The 17,250-nt window shown below is 73.0% G+C and carries 18 protein-coding genes and 1 tRNA gene; 3 read left to right on the top strand and 16 right to left on the bottom strand.

Annotated elements, in window-relative coordinates; genetic code table 11:
* Positions 1-124 precede the first annotated feature (124 nt).
* The 16 genes from BMY04_RS08215 to lysA form a co-directional block, all read right to left on the bottom strand.
* Complete coding sequence (locus BMY04_RS08215; protein WP_091178734.1) at positions 125-913, bottom strand: F0F1 ATP synthase subunit delta; 789 nt, start codon at positions 911-913, stop codon at positions 125-127.
* Positions 910-1,512, bottom strand: a complete 603-nt coding sequence (locus BMY04_RS08210) for a F0F1 ATP synthase subunit B (protein WP_091178732.1) — start codon at positions 1,510-1,512, stop codon at positions 910-912. The genes BMY04_RS08215 and BMY04_RS08210 overlap by 4 nt, the downstream gene beginning before the upstream one ends.
* Before the next feature lie 5 nt (positions 1,513-1,517).
* Complete coding sequence (atpE, locus tag BMY04_RS08205; RefSeq protein ID WP_091178730.1) at positions 1,518-1,739, bottom strand: ATP synthase F0 subunit C; 222 nt, start codon at positions 1,737-1,739, stop codon at positions 1,518-1,520.
* A gap of 49 nt (positions 1,740-1,788) precedes the next feature.
* The gene (atpB, locus tag BMY04_RS08200; RefSeq protein WP_091178728.1) at positions 1,789-2,577 is read right to left on the bottom strand and encodes a F0F1 ATP synthase subunit A; all 789 of its coding nucleotides are present in this window, start codon (positions 2,575-2,577) and stop codon (positions 1,789-1,791) included.
* On the bottom strand, positions 2,574-2,861 hold the full coding sequence (locus BMY04_RS08195; protein ID WP_139209794.1) for an AtpZ/AtpI family protein: 288 nt from the start codon (positions 2,859-2,861) through the stop codon (positions 2,574-2,576). The genes atpB and BMY04_RS08195 overlap by 4 nt, the downstream gene beginning before the upstream one ends.
* A 53-nt stretch (positions 2,862-2,914) precedes the next feature.
* On the bottom strand, positions 2,915-3,433 hold the full coding sequence (locus tag BMY04_RS08190; RefSeq protein WP_139209793.1) for a hypothetical protein: 519 nt from the start codon (positions 3,431-3,433) through the stop codon (positions 2,915-2,917).
* Between the two features lie 193 nt (positions 3,434-3,626).
* A complete protein-coding gene (locus BMY04_RS08185) occupies positions 3,627-4,775 on the bottom strand; it encodes an MraY family glycosyltransferase (RefSeq protein WP_091178723.1) in 1,149 nt (382 codons plus the stop codon).
* Positions 4,776-5,789 carry an L-threonylcarbamoyladenylate synthase gene (locus BMY04_RS08180; protein ID WP_232506191.1) on the bottom strand — a complete coding sequence of 338 codons (1,014 nt, stop codon included), beginning with the start codon at positions 5,787-5,789 and terminating at the stop codon, positions 4,776-4,778.
* A complete protein-coding gene (gene prmC / locus BMY04_RS08175; protein WP_091178721.1) occupies positions 5,786-6,670 on the bottom strand; it encodes a peptide chain release factor N(5)-glutamine methyltransferase in 885 nt (294 codons plus the stop codon). The genes BMY04_RS08180 and prmC overlap by 4 nt, the downstream gene beginning before the upstream one ends.
* Before the next feature lie 8 nt (positions 6,671-6,678).
* The gene (gene prfA / locus BMY04_RS08170; RefSeq protein WP_091178719.1) at positions 6,679-7,761 is read right to left on the bottom strand and encodes a peptide chain release factor 1; all 1,083 of its coding nucleotides are present in this window, start codon (positions 7,759-7,761) and stop codon (positions 6,679-6,681) included.
* Positions 7,762-7,845: 84 nt separating this feature from the next.
* A complete protein-coding gene (rpmE, locus tag BMY04_RS08165) occupies positions 7,846-8,067 on the bottom strand; it encodes a 50S ribosomal protein L31 (protein WP_091178717.1) in 222 nt (73 codons plus the stop codon).
* 231 nt (positions 8,068-8,298) lie between these two features.
* Positions 8,299-10,299, bottom strand: coding sequence for a transcription termination factor Rho (gene rho, locus BMY04_RS08160; protein WP_232506263.1), 2,001 nt, complete (start codon positions 10,297-10,299; stop codon positions 8,299-8,301).
* Positions 10,300-10,692: 393 nt separating this feature from the next.
* Complete coding sequence (gene thrB, locus BMY04_RS08155) at positions 10,693-11,580, bottom strand: homoserine kinase (protein ID WP_091178713.1); 888 nt, start codon at positions 11,578-11,580, stop codon at positions 10,693-10,695.
* A gap of 19 nt (positions 11,581-11,599) precedes the next feature.
* Positions 11,600-12,706 (bottom strand): threonine synthase, encoded by a 1,107-nt coding sequence (thrC, locus tag BMY04_RS08150; protein ID WP_091178711.1) that lies wholly within the window; start codon positions 12,704-12,706, stop codon positions 11,600-11,602.
* Positions 12,703-14,088, bottom strand: coding sequence for a homoserine dehydrogenase (locus tag BMY04_RS08145; RefSeq protein ID WP_269766210.1), 1,386 nt, complete (start codon positions 14,086-14,088; stop codon positions 12,703-12,705). Before BMY04_RS08145 ends, thrC begins: the two co-directional genes overlap by 4 nt.
* A gap of 123 nt (positions 14,089-14,211) precedes the next feature.
* Complete coding sequence (lysA, locus tag BMY04_RS08140) at positions 14,212-15,612, bottom strand: diaminopimelate decarboxylase (RefSeq protein ID WP_091178708.1); 1,401 nt, start codon at positions 15,610-15,612, stop codon at positions 14,212-14,214.
* Positions 15,613-15,752: 140 nt separating this feature from the next.
* On the opposite strand from lysA, the gene BMY04_RS08135 reads away from it, so the two are divergent.
* From BMY04_RS08135 to BMY04_RS08125, 3 genes are all read left to right on the top strand, one after another.
* Positions 15,753-15,824: transfer RNA gene (locus BMY04_RS08135), tRNA-Arg, on the top strand.
* Between the two features lie 80 nt (positions 15,825-15,904).
* On the top strand, positions 15,905-16,315 hold the full coding sequence (locus tag BMY04_RS08130) for a hypothetical protein (RefSeq protein ID WP_091178706.1): 411 nt from the start codon (positions 15,905-15,907) through the stop codon (positions 16,313-16,315).
* A gap of 46 nt (positions 16,316-16,361) precedes the next feature.
* On the top strand, positions 16,362-17,234 hold the full coding sequence (locus tag BMY04_RS08125) for an aldo/keto reductase (protein ID WP_091178703.1): 873 nt from the start codon (positions 16,362-16,364) through the stop codon (positions 17,232-17,234).
* Positions 17,235-17,250: the final 16 nt, after the last annotated feature.

Genomic DNA, 17,250 nt, shown 5'->3' with positions numbered 1-17,250 from the left:
GTCGCTCGTGTGCTGAACACTGTTCGTCTGTCTGGCGTGTCGTCTGCTTCTCGTGCGCTGCGCGCCCGCTACTGCCTGCTTACGTCCTGCGGCCGGGTGGGACAACCCTGCCGCAGGGGTGGTCCTAGTCGAAGAGGCGCTTGGCCTCGTCCAGCTTGGCGGCCACGGTGCCCTCGAGGACCTCGTCGCCGAGCTCGACGCGCACCCCGCCGACCACGCCCGGGTCGACGACCTCCTGCACGACCACGTCGCGCCCGGCCTGCCGGCTGAGCGCGGCCCGCATCCGCTGCCGCTGGTCGTCGGTCATGGGACGGGCCACCCGGACCGTCGCCACGACGCGGTCCTTCTGCGCGGCGGCGAGGTCCACGTACGTCTCGACCGTCAGGTCGAACGAACGGTTCCGCGCCGCGACCGCACGGCGCGCGAGCGCCACCGTCGCCGGCGTCGCCCGGTCGGCGAGCAGGTCGGCCACCAGCTGCTGGCGCACCTCCAGCGGCACGACCCGGTCCGAGACCGCCGTGCGCAGGTCGCGGTCGGAGGCCACGATCCGCGCGAAGCGGAAGAGGCCGTCCTCGGTGTCGTCCAGGCTGCCGTCGGCGTCCGCCGCCCGGAGCTGGGCCCGGACCGCCTCGCGCTCGAGGGCGTCCACGAACGTGCGCCCGCTGCTCCAGCGCCGCCGGGCCGCGTCGGCGACGAACGCCGCCACCGGCCCGCTGACGCGGGAGTCGAAGAGCGCGTGCACGAGCCCTGAGCGCCGGTCCTCCGACGCCGCCGGGTCGGTCACCGCGCGCCGCAGCGCCACCGAGGTCTCGAGCGCGTCGACGACCGCGAAGAGCTCGGCGGCGAACTGCGCGTCGACCCCGACGGAGTCGAGCGCGTCGTCGAGGACCGCTTCGCGGGACCGCTCGCTCACGCCGGGTCCGCGGAGTAGGCGTGCGAACCCGAGCGACCCTCGTCGCCGCCCTGGCCCTCGCTGGCGTCGCGCGCGACGTCCTGCGACTCGAGGTCGGCGATGAAGCGGTCGACCGTACGGCGCGCACGCTCGTCGTCGTCGAGGCTCTCGCCCACGATCCGTCCGGCCAGCGTGGTCGCGAGGCCGCCGATGTCGTTGCGCAGCTGCGTCATGGCCTGCACGCGCTCCGCCTCCAGCTGGGCCTGCGTCTGCGTGCGGATGCGGTTCGCCTCGGCCTGGGCCTGCTCACGCATCTCGGCCAGGATCTGGCTGCCCTGGGTCTTGGCGTCCTCGCGGATGCGAGCCGCCTCCGCCCGGGAGTCCGAGAGCTGCGCGCGGTACTGCTCGAGCGCGGCCTGGGCCTCGGCCTGGGCGCGCTCGGCCTTCTCGATGCCGCCCTGGATCGCCTCGGTGCGCTCGGCGTACGTGCGCTCGAAGTTCGGCACGACGTACTTGGCGATGAGGAACCACAGCAGCAGCGCGAAGACCACCGCCAGGATGATCTCGAGCAGGTTGGGGAAGAGCGGGTTCTCCGCCAACGGCATCAGGAGAGGAGCCATGCGGATCAGCCGAAGACGAAGGCGAGCGCGATGCCGATGATCGCGAGCGCCTCGGTGAGCGCGAAGCCGATGAACGCGGTGCTGAGCATCGCGCCGCGGGCCTCGGGCTGGCGGGCGGTGCCCTCGATGACGGCGGCGAAGATCAGACCCACGCCGATACCGGGGCCGATGGCGCCGAGGCCGTAGCCGACGATGCCGAGCGAGCCGGAGAGCTCCAGGGGAGTCATGTGGTGCGTCCTTTCGGTGTCCCGCTGGCGGTCAGCGGAAGGTTGGAGGTCAGTGCTCCTCGGCGGTGGCCGAGGAGATGTACTGGGCGGTCAGCATGGTGAAGATGTAGGCCTGCAGCGACTGGACGAAGAGCTCCAGGGCGAAGATCACCAGGCTGAAGAGCAGCGAGACGACGCCGGCGACCTTGTTGAAGATCGGCTCGCTCTCGACGATCAGGTACTCGCCACCGAGGACGAACACGAGCACCAGCAGGTGGCCGGCGAACATGTTGGCGAAGAGTCGCAGCGACAGCGTGGCGGGCCGCACGATGATGTTCGAGAGGAACTCGAGCGGGATGATCAGCGGGTACATCCACAGCGGGACGCCCGGCGGCACCGTCACGTGCTTGAGGTAGCCGAAGAAGCCGAACTTGCGGATCCCGATGCCGTTGTAGATGACCCACACCAGCCCGGCCAGCCCGTAGGCCCAGCCCACGTGCGACGCGGTCGGCACCAGGGTCAGCGGGAAGACGCCCCACAGGTTGTTGACCAGCACGAAGCTGAACAGGGCGACGAGGAGCGGGACCCACTTCTTGAAGTCGTGCCCGATGACGTCGCGGCCGATGGAGTTGCGCACGAACATGTACGCCGACTCGCCGATGAACTGGCCCTTGCTGGGCACGAGCGCCCGCTTGCGGGACATGACCAGCCAGAACGCCATGATGATGATCAGCGAGACCACGGCCTGCAGCAGGATGCGGTTCAGCCACGGGATCCCGAACAGCCCGGGAAAGTCGAAGCTCTGGACCCCGGGGGTCTCGAAGCCCTCCAGCGGCGCGAGCACGGTGAGGAGGTTCACCGTCCTCCTTCCTTCGTCGTGACCGAGGTGCCGGCCTTGCTGTCCAGGTCGGTCACGGACAACCGACGGATGGTGCTGTAGATGCCGAAGGCCGCGCCGAGCACGATGCCGATCGGCAGCAGGAAACGGGTGTGCAGGAAGTGGTCGCCGACCCAGCCGAGCGCGCCGTAGAGCAGCACGCCGGAGATCAGGTACGACAGCGCGCGCATGCCCTGGTCCATGGCCGTCTTGTCCGGCCCGGACCCACCGGTGCCCGGCTGCGGCTGCTGTCCCTGCTGCGTCATCGCGCGCCCGACGCTATCAGTCGCCCGACGGTGGCCGTCCGCCGACGACACGCTCACCGGACACCCTCGTGCGCGTGCTCGGCGACGGCGGCCGACGGCTCGTCGTCGGAGGTTGCCGGCTCGTCGAAGACGCTGATCCGCAGCCGCGAGAAGACGACCACCTCGACGACCAGCCAGCCGACGACCACCGCGACGGTGGCGAGGAACACCACGACCGGGATGACCGGGAAGCGGTCGGCGAAGCGCGAGTAGACGAGCAGCAGCAGGCCGAGCACGGCGACCCGTGAGGTGTAGCTCGCCAGGGCGACCGAGAGCAGCAGCCGTGCGCCGGCGTCGGCGAACTTGACCATGACCAGCTGGCCGGCGGTGTAGAAGAAGAGCACGAGGAACGACGCGAGCGCCGCCGAGCCGAGCCCGCGGGCGCCGTAGCCGATCCCGAAGCCGATCATGCTCAGCACCGCGGCCGCGACGCCGCCGGCGAGGCCGCCGTAGAGCAGCTTGCGGGCCCGCTCGACGTGCACGCTCGGAGCGCTCCTGCGCGAGCGCGTGCGCTCGGCGTGAGTGTTCGGCATGGGTCGGGGCAGTCCTTCTGCTGGTCGGGGCGGCGGCGTCGCGAGGAGCGAGCAGGCACGGGGGCCGGGGCTGCGGGACCAGAAAGTTAGCACAACCTCACCCCCCTCCCCCGCCACGGCTCGCGCGTACCAGTACGCGGAGTGGTCCGCATCACGAGCGAGCTCACGCGTGGTCCGGTGCGCGTCGGCGAGCTCAGTCGCGCAACGCCACCCCGGAGCCCGCGGGCTCGGCGCTGGGCTGGACCGGCCGTGCGGGCCGGCGTCCCAGGGTGACCAGCAGCAGCACCAGGGCGAGCACGGCGACGACCCCGGCGACGGTCCACTGGCGGGTGCCGTGCACGAGCCCCAGGACGATGACCCCGAAGGACACCAGGCCGGACCAGACGTACATCAGCAGGACCGCGCGGCGCTGGCTGTGGCCCCGCTGCAGCAGCCGGTGGTGCAGGTGCTGCTTGTCGGGCAGGAACCACCACTTGCCGGCGTACGTGCGGCGCACGAAGGCCATGACGAGGTCGAGGAAGGGCAGCGCCAGGATCGCCAGCGGCAGCACCAGCGGCAGGATCGTCGGCACCAGGCCCCGGTCGCTGTCGAGCTGCGAGGGGTCGATCTGGCCGGTCAGGCTCACCGTGGACGTGGCCAGCAGCAGCCCGAGCAGCATCGAGCCCGAGTCGCCCATGAACATGCGGGCGGGGAAGAAGTTGTGGGGCAGGAAGCCCAGGCAGACCCCGACGATCACCACGCTGATCAGGCTGGACGTCGTGGCCCGGGTCAGGTGCTGGTCGACGGTCAGCAGGTAGGAGTAGGCGAAGAAGGCGAACGCCCCGATGCCGACGACCCCGGTCGCGAGCCCGTCGAGCCCGTCGACGAAGTTGACCGCGTTGGAGCACAGCACGATGAAGAACACGGTGATGGCGATCGACGAGGCCTGGTCGAGCAGCCACGGGTTGCCCGGCACCGGGATCCACAGCATCTTGACGCCCAGCCCGACGGCCACGCCCGCTGCGAGCACCTGCCCCGCGAACTTCGCCAGCGCCGGCAGCTCGTACACGTCGTCGAGGACGCCGACGACGCCGATCACGGCCGCGGCGACGAGCACCGCCCGGGAGTCCTGCTGGACGGTCGGCTGGCTGCCCAGGAACGGCAGCTGCCAGCTCAGCAGCAGGGCCGCCCCGACGCCGCCGAGCATCGCGATCCCGCCGAAGTACGGCATCTCGATCGTGTGCACGTCGCGGTCGCGCACCCGCGCGAGCGCGCCGACGCGGAAGGCGAGGCGCCGGCAGAACGCACTGCCGAGGTAGGTGACCGCGGCGGCGACGAGCAGGACGAGGAGGTACTCCCGCACCTACGGGCTCCCGGGGGCGGGCGGTTCGTCGAGGTCGGCGAGCCCGGGCAGGGTCTGGCGCAGCGCGTCGAGGTCGAGGGCGCCGCGGCGCAGGATCTGGCCCTCGTCGCGGCGGGTGAAGTCGACGATCGTCGAGGGCGGCGACACGCGTGCGCCGTCGACCTCGACGCCGGCGGGGCCCCCGTCGAGGTAGACCGCCACCCGGTCCCCCAGCTGCGCGACGGCCTCGTCACAGGTGAGCGCGGCGGGCTGGCCGGAGAGGTTCGCGCTGCTCACCGCCAGCGGGCCGGTGCGGCGCAGCACCTCGCGGGCCAGCGCGTGGTCCGGGACGCGCAGCGCGATCGTGCCGTCGGTGTCGCCGAGGTCCATGCGCAGGCTCGGCTGGATGCGGCACACGATCGTCAGCGGGCCCGGCCAGTGGGCCTCGACCAGCTCGTGGGCCTGGTCGGGGACGTCGGTCGCCAGCGCACGCAGCAGGCTGGCGTCGCCGACCAGCACCGGCGGCGGCATGTCGCGTCCGCGGTCCTTGGCGTCGAGCAGCCGCTGGACCGCCTCCGCGCTGAAGGCGTCGGCGCCGATCCCGTACACGGTGTCGGTGGGCAGCACCACGCAGGCGCCGTCGGCGACCGCTCGGCGCGCGGCGTCGATGGCCTCGTCGGGGTCCTGGCCGTCGGTGACGTCGAAGCGCCGATGGGCCGGTGAGGTCGCACCGCCCTGCTCGTCGTCGTGGTCGTCGTCCGAGTCGTCGTCGTGGTCGTCGGGGTCGCGCTGCTCCTCGAGGAGCAGGCTCTCCCCCTCCTCCCCGCCGTCCTCGGAGGCCCCGGTGCCCGGGACCTCGGCGCCCGGGACCTCGGTGCTCGGGACCTCGGTGCTCGGGGTCCCGGCGCTCGCCGTGCCCTCGCCGTGGCCGTCGAGCTCGACGGCCGTGCTCCCCGAACGGCCGCTCACCGGCACGTCGGTCGCGCTCGTGCCGTCGTCGGCGAGGTCGTCCGGGTCCGAGGCGTGCTGGCTCACCCGGCCATCCTGCCAGCGGTCCGGCGGACCGCCGTCACGAAGCGCGGGCGACCGGACAGGTCGACGTGGTCACGGATGCCGGTGAAGGCCTGGCTCCGCGTGACGACCGCGGGGGCCGACTCCCCCTGCGCGTCGGCGTGCTCGAAGCACAGCAGCCCGCCGGGACGCAGCAGCCGCGTCGCGACGGTGGTGACGACGCGGATCGCGTCGAGCCCGTCGTCGCCGGAGAACAGCGCCGGCAGCGGGTCGTGGTCGCGCACCTCGGGCGCGACCGAGGCGTACGCGTCGAGCGGGATGTAGGGCGGGTTGGCGACGACCAGGTCGACCTGGCCGTCGAGCACGTGCAGCGCGTCGGCCATGTCGCCGACGTAGAGCTCGACGAGGGTGTCCGCGAGGTTGCGGCGCGCGTACGCGGCGGCCTCGGGCGAGAGCTCGACGGCGTACACGTCGAGGAACGTGAGCTCGGTGGCGAGCGAGAGGGAGATCGCGCCGGAGCCCGCGCAGAGCTCCACGACGCGTGGGCGCCCGCCCTGGGCGATCATCGGCCGCAGCGCGTCGACCGCCCAGCCCGTCATCACCTCGGTCTCGGGCCGCGGCACGAACACGCCGGGGCCCACCTCGAGCTCGACGTGGCGGAAGTAGGCGCGCCCGGTCAGGTGCTGCAGCGGGACGCGGGCCGAGCGGCTGGTCACGAGCCCCTCGAACACGGCCACGGCGTCGTCGTCCACGCCGTCGAGCAGCGGGATGCGGGCGGGCTCGATGCCGCAGGCGTACGCGAGCAGCGTCCGCGCGTCGGCCTCGGGCGACTCGACGCCGGCCGAGCGCAGCCGAGCGGCCGCGTCGGCCAGCACGGCGCGGACCGGGTGCGGGTGGGCGGGCACGGCGGCGCTCAGTCGGCCGGCCCGCCGACCGCGGCGAGGCGGGCGGCGGTGTCGGCGTCCTGCAGCGCGGTGATCACGGGCTGCAGCTCCCCGTTCAGCACGGCGTCGAGGTTGTGCGCCTTGAAGCCGATGCGGTGGTCGGAGATGCGGTTCTCGGGGAAGTTGTAGGTGCGCACGCGCTCGGAACGGTCGACCGTGCGGACCTGGCTCTTGCGCGCCGCCGACGCCGAGCTCGCGGCCTGCTCCTCCGCGAGGGCGATGAGCCGCGCGCGGAGCATGCGCATCGCCTGCTCGCGGTTCTGCAGCTGGGAGCGCTCGTTCTGCATCGAGACGACGATGCCGCTCGGCAGGTGCGTGATGCGCACCGCCGAGTCGGTGGTGTTGACGCCCTGGCCGCCGGGACCCGAGCTGCGGTAGACGTCGATGCGCAGGTCGTCGGGGTTGATCTCGACCTCGGTCTCCTCGACCTCGGGCATGACCAGCACGCCGGCGGCGGAGGTGTGCACGCGGCCCTGCGACTCGGTGACCGGCACCCGCTGGACGCGGTGGACCCCGCCCTCGAACTTGAGCACGCCGTACGGCATCTGGTCGGGCTCGCCGACGCTGGGCGCCTTGACCGCGACGGTCACCGTGCGGAACCCGCCGAGGTCGGTCTCCTGGGCGTCGAGGACCTCGACCTTCCAGCCCCGGCCCTCGGCGTAGCGGGAGTACATCTTGAGCAGGTCGCCGGCGAACAGCGCCGACTCCTCACCGCCCTCGCCGGACTTGATCTCGATGAGCGCGTCGGAGGAGTCGTTGGGGTCGCGCGGCGCGAGCAGGCGCGTGAGCCGCTCGGTGACCGTGGTGAGGCGCTGCTCGAGCTCGTCGGCCTCCGCGGCGAAGGTGGGGTCGTCGGCGGCCAGCTCACGGGCCGCGGCGATGTCCTCGACCAGGCGGTGGTGCTCGTCGAGGCCCTTGACGATCGGCGTCAGCTCGGCGTAGCGCCGCCCGATCCGGCGCGCCTTCGCCAGGTCGGCGTGCGTCGCCGGGTCCGAGAGCGCGGCCTCGAGCTGCGCGAACTCCTCACGCAGCGGTTCCGCTGATTCGAAGATGGTGGTTCTCCCCTCGCACCGGTCCTGGACAGACGAAACGCCGGGGGCGAGGACCGCAGTCCCCGCCCCCGGCGCCCGGTGGTGCTACTTCTTCTTCGCGGCCTGAGCGGCGGCGTAGCGCTTCTCGAACCGGGCCACGCGGCCGCCGGTGTCGAGGATCTTCTGCTTGCCCGTGTAGAACGGGTGGCAGGCCGAGCAGACGTCGACGCGCATGCTGTCGCCGCCGGTGCTCCGCGTGGTGAACGTGTTGCCGCAGGTGCAGGTGACCTGGGTCTCCCCGTAGGCGGGGTGGATGTTGGCCTTCATGTGGGTCTCCTTGTCGGTGGGCCGGGTCGCCAGACGGGCGTGAACCGGACCGAGGATCAATCTTGCCGTACAGGCTCTACAACGCCAAAGTGGGGGATTTAGTCCCGCCCCGGCGGGTTGGTGCGCGGCGTGCGTCGTGCATTTCACGATGTCGTGAGATGCACGCGCTCTGCCGAGGCTGCAGGGCAGGAAGAGCACCTGCAACCTCGGCGGAGTGAGCGGACAGACCGGTCAGGCGGGCATCGACTTGGTGATCGCCACCATGAAGTCGCGGTTGCTCTCGGTCTTCTTGAGCCGGTCGAGCAGCGTCTCCAGCCCCTGGAGGCTGTCGAGGCCGCCGATGACGCGGCGCAGCTTCCAGACGATGTTGAGCTCCTCGCGCGACATGAGCAGCTCCTCGCGCCGGGTCGACGAGGCGTCCACGTCGATGGCGGGGAAGATCCGCTTCTCGGCGAAGTCGCGGCGCAGCCGGATCTCGGAGTTGCCGGTGCCCTTGAACTCCTCGAAGATCACCTCGTCCATCTTCGAGCCCGTCTCGACCAGCGCGGTGGCGAGGATGGTCAGCGAACCGCCGCCCTCGATGTTGCGCGCCGCACCGAGGAACTTCTTCGGCGGGTAGAGCGCGGCGGAGTCGACACCACCGGACAGGATGCGGCCCGAGGCCGGGGCTGCCAGGTTGTACGCGCGGCTCAGGCGGGTGATGCCGTCGAGCAGGATCACCACGTCCTTGCCCGCCTCGACCAGGCGCTTGGCCCGCTCGATCGCGAGCTCGGCGACCGTCGTGTGGTCGCCGGCCGGACGGTCGAACGTCGAGGCGATGACCTCGCCCTTGACCGTGCGCTGGAAGTCGGTGACCTCCTCGGGACGCTCGTCGACGAGCACGACCATGAGGTGGACCTCAGGGTTGTTGGCGGCGATCGCGTTCGCGATGGCCTGCATCATCATCGTCTTGCCCGCCTTGGGCGGGGAGACGATGAGGGCGCGCTGACCCTTGCCGATCGGCGCCATCAGGTCGACGATGCGGGTCGCGAGCTGCGTGCCCGTCGTCTCCAGCTTGAGGCGCTCCTGCGGGTAGAGGGGCGTCAGCTTGGCGAAGTCGGGACGGTTGCGGGCCGCCTCGGGATCGGCGCCGTTGACGGTCTCGAGCTTGACCAGCGGGTTGAACTTGGCCTTGCTCTCGCCCTCCTTCGACAGCCGCAGCTGGCCGGTGACGACGTCGCCCTTGCGCAGGCCGAACTTCTTCACCATCGCCAGCGAGACGTACGCGTCCTCGGGGCTGGGCAGGTAGCCGCTGGTCCGGACGAACGCGTAGTTGTCCATGACGTCGAGGATCCCGCGGGCCGGGACGAGGACGTCGTCCTCGTTGACCGTGGGCTCGCTCTCGTAGCGGTCCATGCCCTGGCCGCCGGTACGGCCGCCGGTGCGCCGGTTCTGGCGGTCACGGCTGCGCCGACGACGACCACGGCGACCGCCGGCCTCGTCGTCGTAGTCGTTGCTGCCGCCGCGGTCGTTGTTCCGGTCGTTCGCGCGGTCGTTGTTCCGGTCGTCGCGGTTCTGGCCGTTGCCCTGGCCGTTGTTCTGGCCGCGGTTCTGGCCGTCGCCCTGCCGGTTCTGAGCGCCGTTCTGGCCGTTCTGGTCTCGCTGCTGACGCTGGCCGTCGTCCTGACGGTCGCGCTGCTGGCCGCCGTCACGGCTCTGCTGGCCGCCGTCGCCCTGCTGGCGGTCGCGGCGCTGACGACGCTCGCCGTCGCCGCGGTCGTCGTCGGAACGCTCAGAGCGCTCGGAACGCTCCGCGCGCTCGGTCCGCTCGCCGCGCTCCTGGTCCTGGCGACCGGAGTCCGGCGCCTCGGCCTGGACCGGACGCTCGGACGCGGCCGGCTCGCGGGTCTGGGGCACGGTCTCGCGGAGCTCGTGGAGGGCGTTGGCGATCTCGTCGCTGCGCGCCGGAGCCGTACGGGTGCGGGCGTCGCCCTCACCGTTGGAGCCGCCGTTCGAGGCGCCGGCCTCGCCGGCCGGGGCCTGGTCGGCACCGTCGCCGGTGCCACCCCGGCGCGAGCGCCGGGTCGACCCGCCGTTGGAGGAGCCGCCCTCCGAGGAGCCGCCGTTCGAGGAGCCGCCGTTCAAGCCGCCCTGCGCGGCCTGGATCGCGGCGACGAGCTGGCCCTTGCGCATCGCGCCGGTGCCCTTGAGGCCCAGCGAGCTGGCCAGCTGCTTGAGCTCGGGCAGGACCATCGAGTCCAGCCCGTTGCCCCGACGCCGACGGGTGCCGCCCTCGGCGGGAGAGTCCGCGGGCACCTGGGCTTCAGTCAGGGTGTCGGTCAAAGTTCGTCCTTTCGGAGTGGGCCACGACGTGTGTCCCAGTCCAGGGCCGAGTGCGTTGTCACGTCGGCCGGTGGTGTGTGAGGCCCTCCCGCTGCCTGCCGCCCGTCGGGCGCTTCAGGGTTGCGGGAGGTGACGCAGTGCTTGACACAGGGTTGGCGTCGCGCCGTCTTGGCAGGCGCTGCACGATCAGCGCGTCGGGCGTACCGGGATCTCTGGCGTGGATCCTCGGGAGGCACCGGCTGTGTCGGGCGAGATTCAGGCTAGCACTGTTCCGGCCAGATCCTGATCGACTCGCGTCGAGCATCACAACGCGCGCGCCGCGCCGCCGATTCCCGAGCGGCGGAACCGGGTCCCCGGCTCGGCGGCCTCGAGCCGGTTGAGCTCGGCGTCGGTGCCCAGCACGAGCACCGACGGGCCCGCCCCGCTGACGACCGCGGCGAAGCCGGCGGCCCGCAGCCGCGACATCAGGGCGTACGCCTCGGGCATCGCGGGCTCGCGGTAGCGCTGGTGGAGCCAGTCCTGCGTGGCGACGGCCAGCAGGTGCGGCTCGTGCGCGAGGGCGTGCACGAGCAGCGCGGCGCGACCGGCGTCGGCCGCCGCGTCGGCGTGCGGCACCGCGTCGGGCAGCAGCCGGCGCGCCGCCCGCGTCTCCACCGGCCGGTCCGGCACCACGACGGCCGCGCGCACGTCCGGGTGGACCCGGCCCTGGGCGACGGCGACGTGGTCGCCGTGCGCGTACGCCATGACGAAGCCGCCGTGGATGGCGGCCGCCACGTTGTCGGGGTGGCCCTCGATGCGGTTCGCGTGGCGCAGCAGCCAAGCGGGGTCGTCGCCGGCGCCGGCCAGCGCCCGCGCCCCGAGCAGGCCGGCGACGATCGCCGCGGACGACGAGCCGAGACCGCGCCCGTGCGGGATGGTGTTGTGCCCGCGCACGGCGAGTCCCGGGACCCGGACGCCGAGGTCGTCCAGGCCCTCGGTCAGGCACCGCACGACGAGGTGCGTCTCGTCGCGGGGCAGCGCCTCGCTGCCCTCCCCCGTCACGTCGACGCTGATGCCGGAGGCGGCCACCTCGAGGTCGACGCGCTCGCGCCAGTCGAGCGCGAGGCCGAAGCAGTCGAAGCCGGGCCCGAGGTTGGCGCTGGTCGCCGGCACCTCGACGCTGACGCGCGTGCCGACCGCGAGCGTCCTCATGCCGCCCCGCTCCCGCGCCTCACCCGAGCAGCCCGCACACCCCGGCGACCGCGTGCAGGTCCGGCGCGACGACCTCCGCGCGGACCGGCCCGCGCCCGGCGAGGGCGGTGTCGATGTCCTTGAGGCCGTGGCCGGTGACGGTGACGGCGATCTGCCGGCCCGCCTCGAGCTCGCCGGTGCGCCGCTTCTCGAGCAGCCCGGCGACGCCGGCCGCCGAGGCGGGCTCGACGAAGATCCCCTCGCGCGCCGCCAGGAAGGACTGCGCGGCGAGGATCTGCTCGTCGGTGACCATGTCGATCAGCCCGCCCGACTCGTCGCGGGCCGCGATCGCCTTGTCGGCGGAGGCGGGGTTGCCGATCCGGATCGCGGTGGCGACCGTCTCGGGGTCGAGCACGGGGTGGCCGAGCACCAGCGGTGCCGCACCGGCCGCCTGGAAGCCCCACATCCGCGGGGTCCGCGAGGCGTGCCCCGCCGCCCGGTACTGGGTGTAGCCGCGCCAGTAGGCCGTGATGTTGCCGGCGTTGCCGACGGGCAGCACGTGCAGGTCGGGCGCGTCGCCGAGGACGTCCACCACCTCGAAGGCCGCGGTCTTCTGGCCCTCGATGCGGACCGGGTTCACCGAGTTGACCAGCGCGACCGGGTAGTCGTGGCTGAGCTTGCGGGCCAGCTCGAGGCAGTCGTCGAAGTTGCCGTCGACCTGCACGACCTTGGCTCCGTGCACGATCGCCTGGGCGAGCTTGCCGGTGGCGATCCGCCCGGCCGGCAGCAGCACGATCGTCTGCAGGCCGGCCTTCGAGGCGTACGCGGCCGCGGACGCGGAGGTGTTGCCGGTCGACGCGCAGACCACCGCCCGCGCCCCGTCGGCCACCGCGGCCGACAGGGCCATCGTCATGCCGCGGTCCTTGAACGACCCCGTCGGGTTGGCGCCCTCCACCTTGACCCAGGTCTCGCAGCCCAGCTCCTCCGACAGCCGCTCGGCCAGGACCAGCGGCGTGCTGCCCTCGCCGAGCGTGATCACCGGGTCGTCCTCGGCCAGCGGCAGCCAGTCGCGGTAGCGCGCGATGACGCCGACGGTGGCGCGCGCCACCACGGAACGCTGGGCCGCGGCCTCGCTGACGGTGCTCATACGTCTCCCTCGACCCGCATCACGCTGGTCACGTCGCGCACCGCGGCGAGGTCGCGCAGCGCCTCGACCGTGGCGCTGAGCGCGGCGTCGCTCGCCCGGTGGGTGACCACGACGAGCTGCGCCTCGTCCCCGCGGCCCTGCTGGCGCACGGTCTGGATGGACACGCCGTGCTCGGCGAAGACCTGCGCCACCGCGGCGAGCACGCCCGCCACGTCGGACACCTCGAGCGAGAGGTGGTAGCGCGTCGTCACGTCGCCGATCGGCGAGACCCGCCGGGCGGCGTACGTCGACTCCCCCGGCCCGACCGCGCCGCGCACCCGGTTGCGGGCCACGGTGACGAGGTCGCCCATGACGGCGCTGGCGGTCGGCGAGCCGCCGGCGCCCGGGCCGTAGAACATCAGCCGTCCGGCCGAGCGCGACTCGACGAAGACCGCGTTGTACGCCCCGCCGACCCCGGCCAGCGGGTGGCTGCGCGGGATCATGGCCGGGTGCACGCGCACCGAGACGCTGCGCCCGGACCCGTCGGCGGCCTCCTCCGACAGCTGGCACAGCGCCACGAGCTTGACCACGCAGCCGATCTCGCGGGCCGAGGCGATGTCGGTCGAGGTGACGTCGGCGATGCCCTCGCGGTAGACGTCCGCGCCGGTCACCCGGGTGTGGAAGGCGAGGCTGGCGAGGATGGCCGCCTTGGCCGCCGCGTCGAAGCCCTCGACGTCGGCGGTCGGGTCGGCCTCGGCGTAGCCCAGCTCCTGCGCCTCGGCCAGCGTCTCCGCGAAGCCGGCGCCGGAGGTGTCCATCTTGTCGAGGATGAAGTTCGTGGTGCCGTTGACGATGCCGGTCACCGCGGTGATCTCGTCGCCGACGAGCGACTCCCGCAGCGGCCGGATGATCGGGATCGCGCCGGCGACGGCGGCCTCGAAGTAGAGGTCGACCTGGCTCCGCTCGGCCGCGCTGAACAGCGCCGCGCCGTCCTCCGCCAGCAGGGCCTTGTTCGCGGTGACGACGGAGGCGCCGTTCGCGAGCGCGGCGAGGATGAGCGAGCGGGCGGGCTCGATGCCGCCGATGACCTCGATGACGAGGTCGACGTCCGGACGTGAGACCAGGGCCTGCGCGTCGGTCGTGAACAGGGCCGGGTCCAGCCCGGGCCGCTCGCGGTGGGCGCGGCGCACCGCGATGCCCACCAGCTCCAGCGGTCGCCCGATGCGCGCCCGGAGGTCGTCGGCCTGCTCGACGACCAGGCGCGCCACCTCCGAGCCCACCGTGCCGCAGCCGAGCAGCGCGACCTTGAGCGGGCGGCCGGCGTCGTCGCGCGACGAGGGCGAGGGCCGTGCGTCGGCACGCCCGTCGGCCTGCGCGTCGTTCCGCGCGTCAGTGACTGTCACCGAGGGTCTCCCTGCACCGGTTGGCGCCGCCCGAGGGTCGCGGCGCTGCGATTCTTCCGCATCCTCGCCCGATCGGCGCCCCATGTTCCACAGTGCGACGCCGTCCGGGCGGCTCCGGACAGCTCAGCCGACGTCCAGCGCGAGCAGGTCGTCGAGGGTCTCGCGGCGGACGAGCGTGCTGATCTCGCCGTCGCGGACCGCGACCACCGGCGGGCGCGGGACGTGGTTGTAGTTGCTGGCCATGCTGCGGCTGTAGGCGCCGGCAGCCGGTACGGCGAGCAGGTCGCCCGGCTCGACGTCGGACGGCAGGAACTCGTCGCGCACGAGGATGTCGCCCCCCTCGCAGTGCTTGCCGACGACCCGTGCCAGCGTCGGCGGCGCGTCGGAACGGCGCGACGCGAGGGTCGCTGAGTACTCCGCCGCGTACAGGGCCGTGCGGATGTTGTCGCTCATGCCGCCGTCGACGGCCACGTAGAGCCGGCTCGCCCCGCCGTCGAGCTGGACGCGCTTGACCGTGCCCACGGTGTAGAGGGCGAAGCCGCTCGGTCCGCTGATGGAGCGGCCGGGCTCGATGGACAGCTGCGGCACCGCGATGCCCAGCGCGGCGCACTCGGCGCGCACGATCCGGTTCAGCGCCTCGGCCAGGTGCGCCGGCGTGGCCGGGGTGTCCTGGCTGGTGTAGGCGATGCCGAAGCCGCCGCCCAGGTCGAGCTCGGGCAGCTCGACCCCGTGCCGGGTGGCGAAGTCGGCGTGCAGCCGCAACGTGCGGCGCGCCGCGACCTCGAAGCCCTCGGTGTCGAAGATCTGCGAGCCGATGTGGGAGTGGATGCCGATGAGGTCGAGCCGCTCGTCGGCCTGGCACAGGTCGAGCGCCTCGGCCGCGGCGCCGCCGGCGATCGAGAAGCCGAACTTCTGGTCCTCGTGCGCGGTCGAGATGTACTCGTGGGTGTGGGCCTCGACGCCTGTCGTGACGCGCACCATGACACGCGGCCGCTTCCCGAGCTCGCCGGCCAGGTGCCCCAGACGGGCGATCTCGTCGAACGAGTCGACGATGATGCGCCCCACGCCGGCCTCGAGGGCCGCCACCAGCTCGGCGACGCTCTTGTTGTTGCCGTGCAGGCCGACCGTCGCCATGTCGACCCCCGCCCGCCGGGCGACGGCCAGCTCGCCGCCGGTGCAGGTGTCGATGCCCAGGCCCTCCTCGGCCACCCAGCGCGCGACCTTGGTGCAGAGGAACGACTTGCCCGCGTAGTAGACGTGCCAGCCCGCGAACGCCTGGGCGAAGGCCCGGGCCCGGGCGCGCAGGTCCGCCTCGTCGATGACGTACGCCGGGGTGCCGACCGCTGCGGCGATCTCGGTCACGTCCAGGCCCGCGACCCGCAGCACGCCGTCGGCGTCCTTGGTCACGCCGTCGCTCCAGAGCTTGGGCATCAGGGCGTTGACGTCGTCCGGCACCGCCAGCCAGCCGGGCGCGCGCGACGCCGCGTCGGCGTGGATCGAGCCGGCGACGTGGGTGTGGGTCATGGGGTGAACGGTCCTCCGGCGGTCGCCGTGGCGTCCCGCGATCGGTTTCGTGGCGCGACCCGGGCGGGCGCACTGGTACATTCTTCTCCGGTCCAGGCCGGACGGACGTCGCGCGGAGCACCGCGAGACGCACGTCACGAGCCCCCGTAGCTCAGGGGATAGAGCACCGCCCTCCGGAGGCGGGAGCGCAGGTTCGAATCCTGCCGGGGGCGCCTCACGGCCGGCCGACCGCACCCGCTCGGGTCTCGTCCGAGCCGCCTCGCACGGCCCGCCGTCGTGCGAGGCTGATCATGTGGCTCTGCGCACGGTCTACAACCCGCCCCCGAACTGGCCGGACCCGCCTCCCGGGTGGAAGCCGCCGCCCGGGTGGCAGCCCGACCCGTCCTGGGGACCGCCGCCCGAGGGCTGGGAGCTCTGGACCAAGGAGCGGGCCAACCCGTACGCCTGGCTGTTCGGGCTGGGCTCCGGTGTCGTGCTCCTCGTCGTCCTGATCGCGATCGGGACGATCGCCGCCGGCACCCCGCCGAGCCCGGAGGCCTTCGGGGAGATCCTGGGACGCTGCGTGACCGCGGGGATCGTGACCTCGATCATCGCGTGGGTGTCCACGCGGCGCTGGGGCCTGTGGCTCTACCCGCTGATCACCCTCGGCGTCAGCCTCTTCTTCAGCGTCCTGACGACGGTCGGGCGCCAGAACGGCGCCTGACCCGGGCCGCCCGCCGGGGACGGGCCGCTGTGCGTAGCCTCACCCCATGAGGTCCACCCAGCAGTTCGGCCGCACCGGCCACGAGAGCACCCGCGTGATCTTCGGCGCCGCCGCGCTGTCGGAGGTGACGCAGGACGAGGCCGACCAGACGCTGGAGCTGGTGCGCCGCCACGGGATCAACCACCTCGACACCGCCGCCAGCTACGGCGAGTCCGAGCTGCGCCTGGCGCCGTTCCTCGCCGAGCACCGCGACGAGGTGTTCCTCGCGACCAAGACCGGCGAGCGCACCGAGGAGGCCGCGTGGGCCGAGATCAACCGCTCGCTGGAGCGCCTCGGCGTGGACCACGTCGACCTCCTGCAGCTGCACAACCTCGTCGACGAGGCGGAGTGGCAGCAGGCGTACGCGCCCGACGGCGTGCTCGCCGCCGCGGTCCGGGCGCGCGACGAGGGCCTGGTGCGCGCCATCGGCGTCACCGGTCACGGCGTGACCGTCGCCCGCCAGCACCTGCGCTCGCTGGAGCGCTTCGACTTCGCGTCGGTGCTGCTGCCCTACAACTACGCGATGTCGCAGAACCGCGCGTACCTCGACGACTTCGAGGAGCTCGCCGCGGTGTGCGCGGAGCGCCGTGTCGCGATGCAGACGATCAAGGCGATCACCAAGGCCCCGTGGGCGGAGGGCGCCGAGCGCCACGCCGCCACCTGGTACGAGCCGCTGACCGACCCCGACGCGATCGCCACGGCGGTGGCCTGGGTGCTCGGCCGGCCCGGCGTCCACCTCAACACCGTCGGCGACATCCACGTCCTCCCGACGGTGCTGGACGCCGTCGAGCGCTTCGAGGCCGAAGGCGGCACGCGCCCCGACGACGAGGCCATGGCCGGCCTCGAGCGCGCCTGGGGCCTGGAGCCGCTCTTCGTGTGAGCCGCCGGTTCGTCGG

The organism is Microlunatus flavus, from assembly GCF_900110855.1.
GTDB classification, from domain to species: domain Bacteria; phylum Actinomycetota; class Actinomycetes; order Propionibacteriales; family Propionibacteriaceae; genus Microlunatus; species Microlunatus flavus.
The sequence above is the reverse complement of the archived record's forward strand: the minus strand, read 5'-3'. Positions and strand labels throughout refer to the sequence as shown.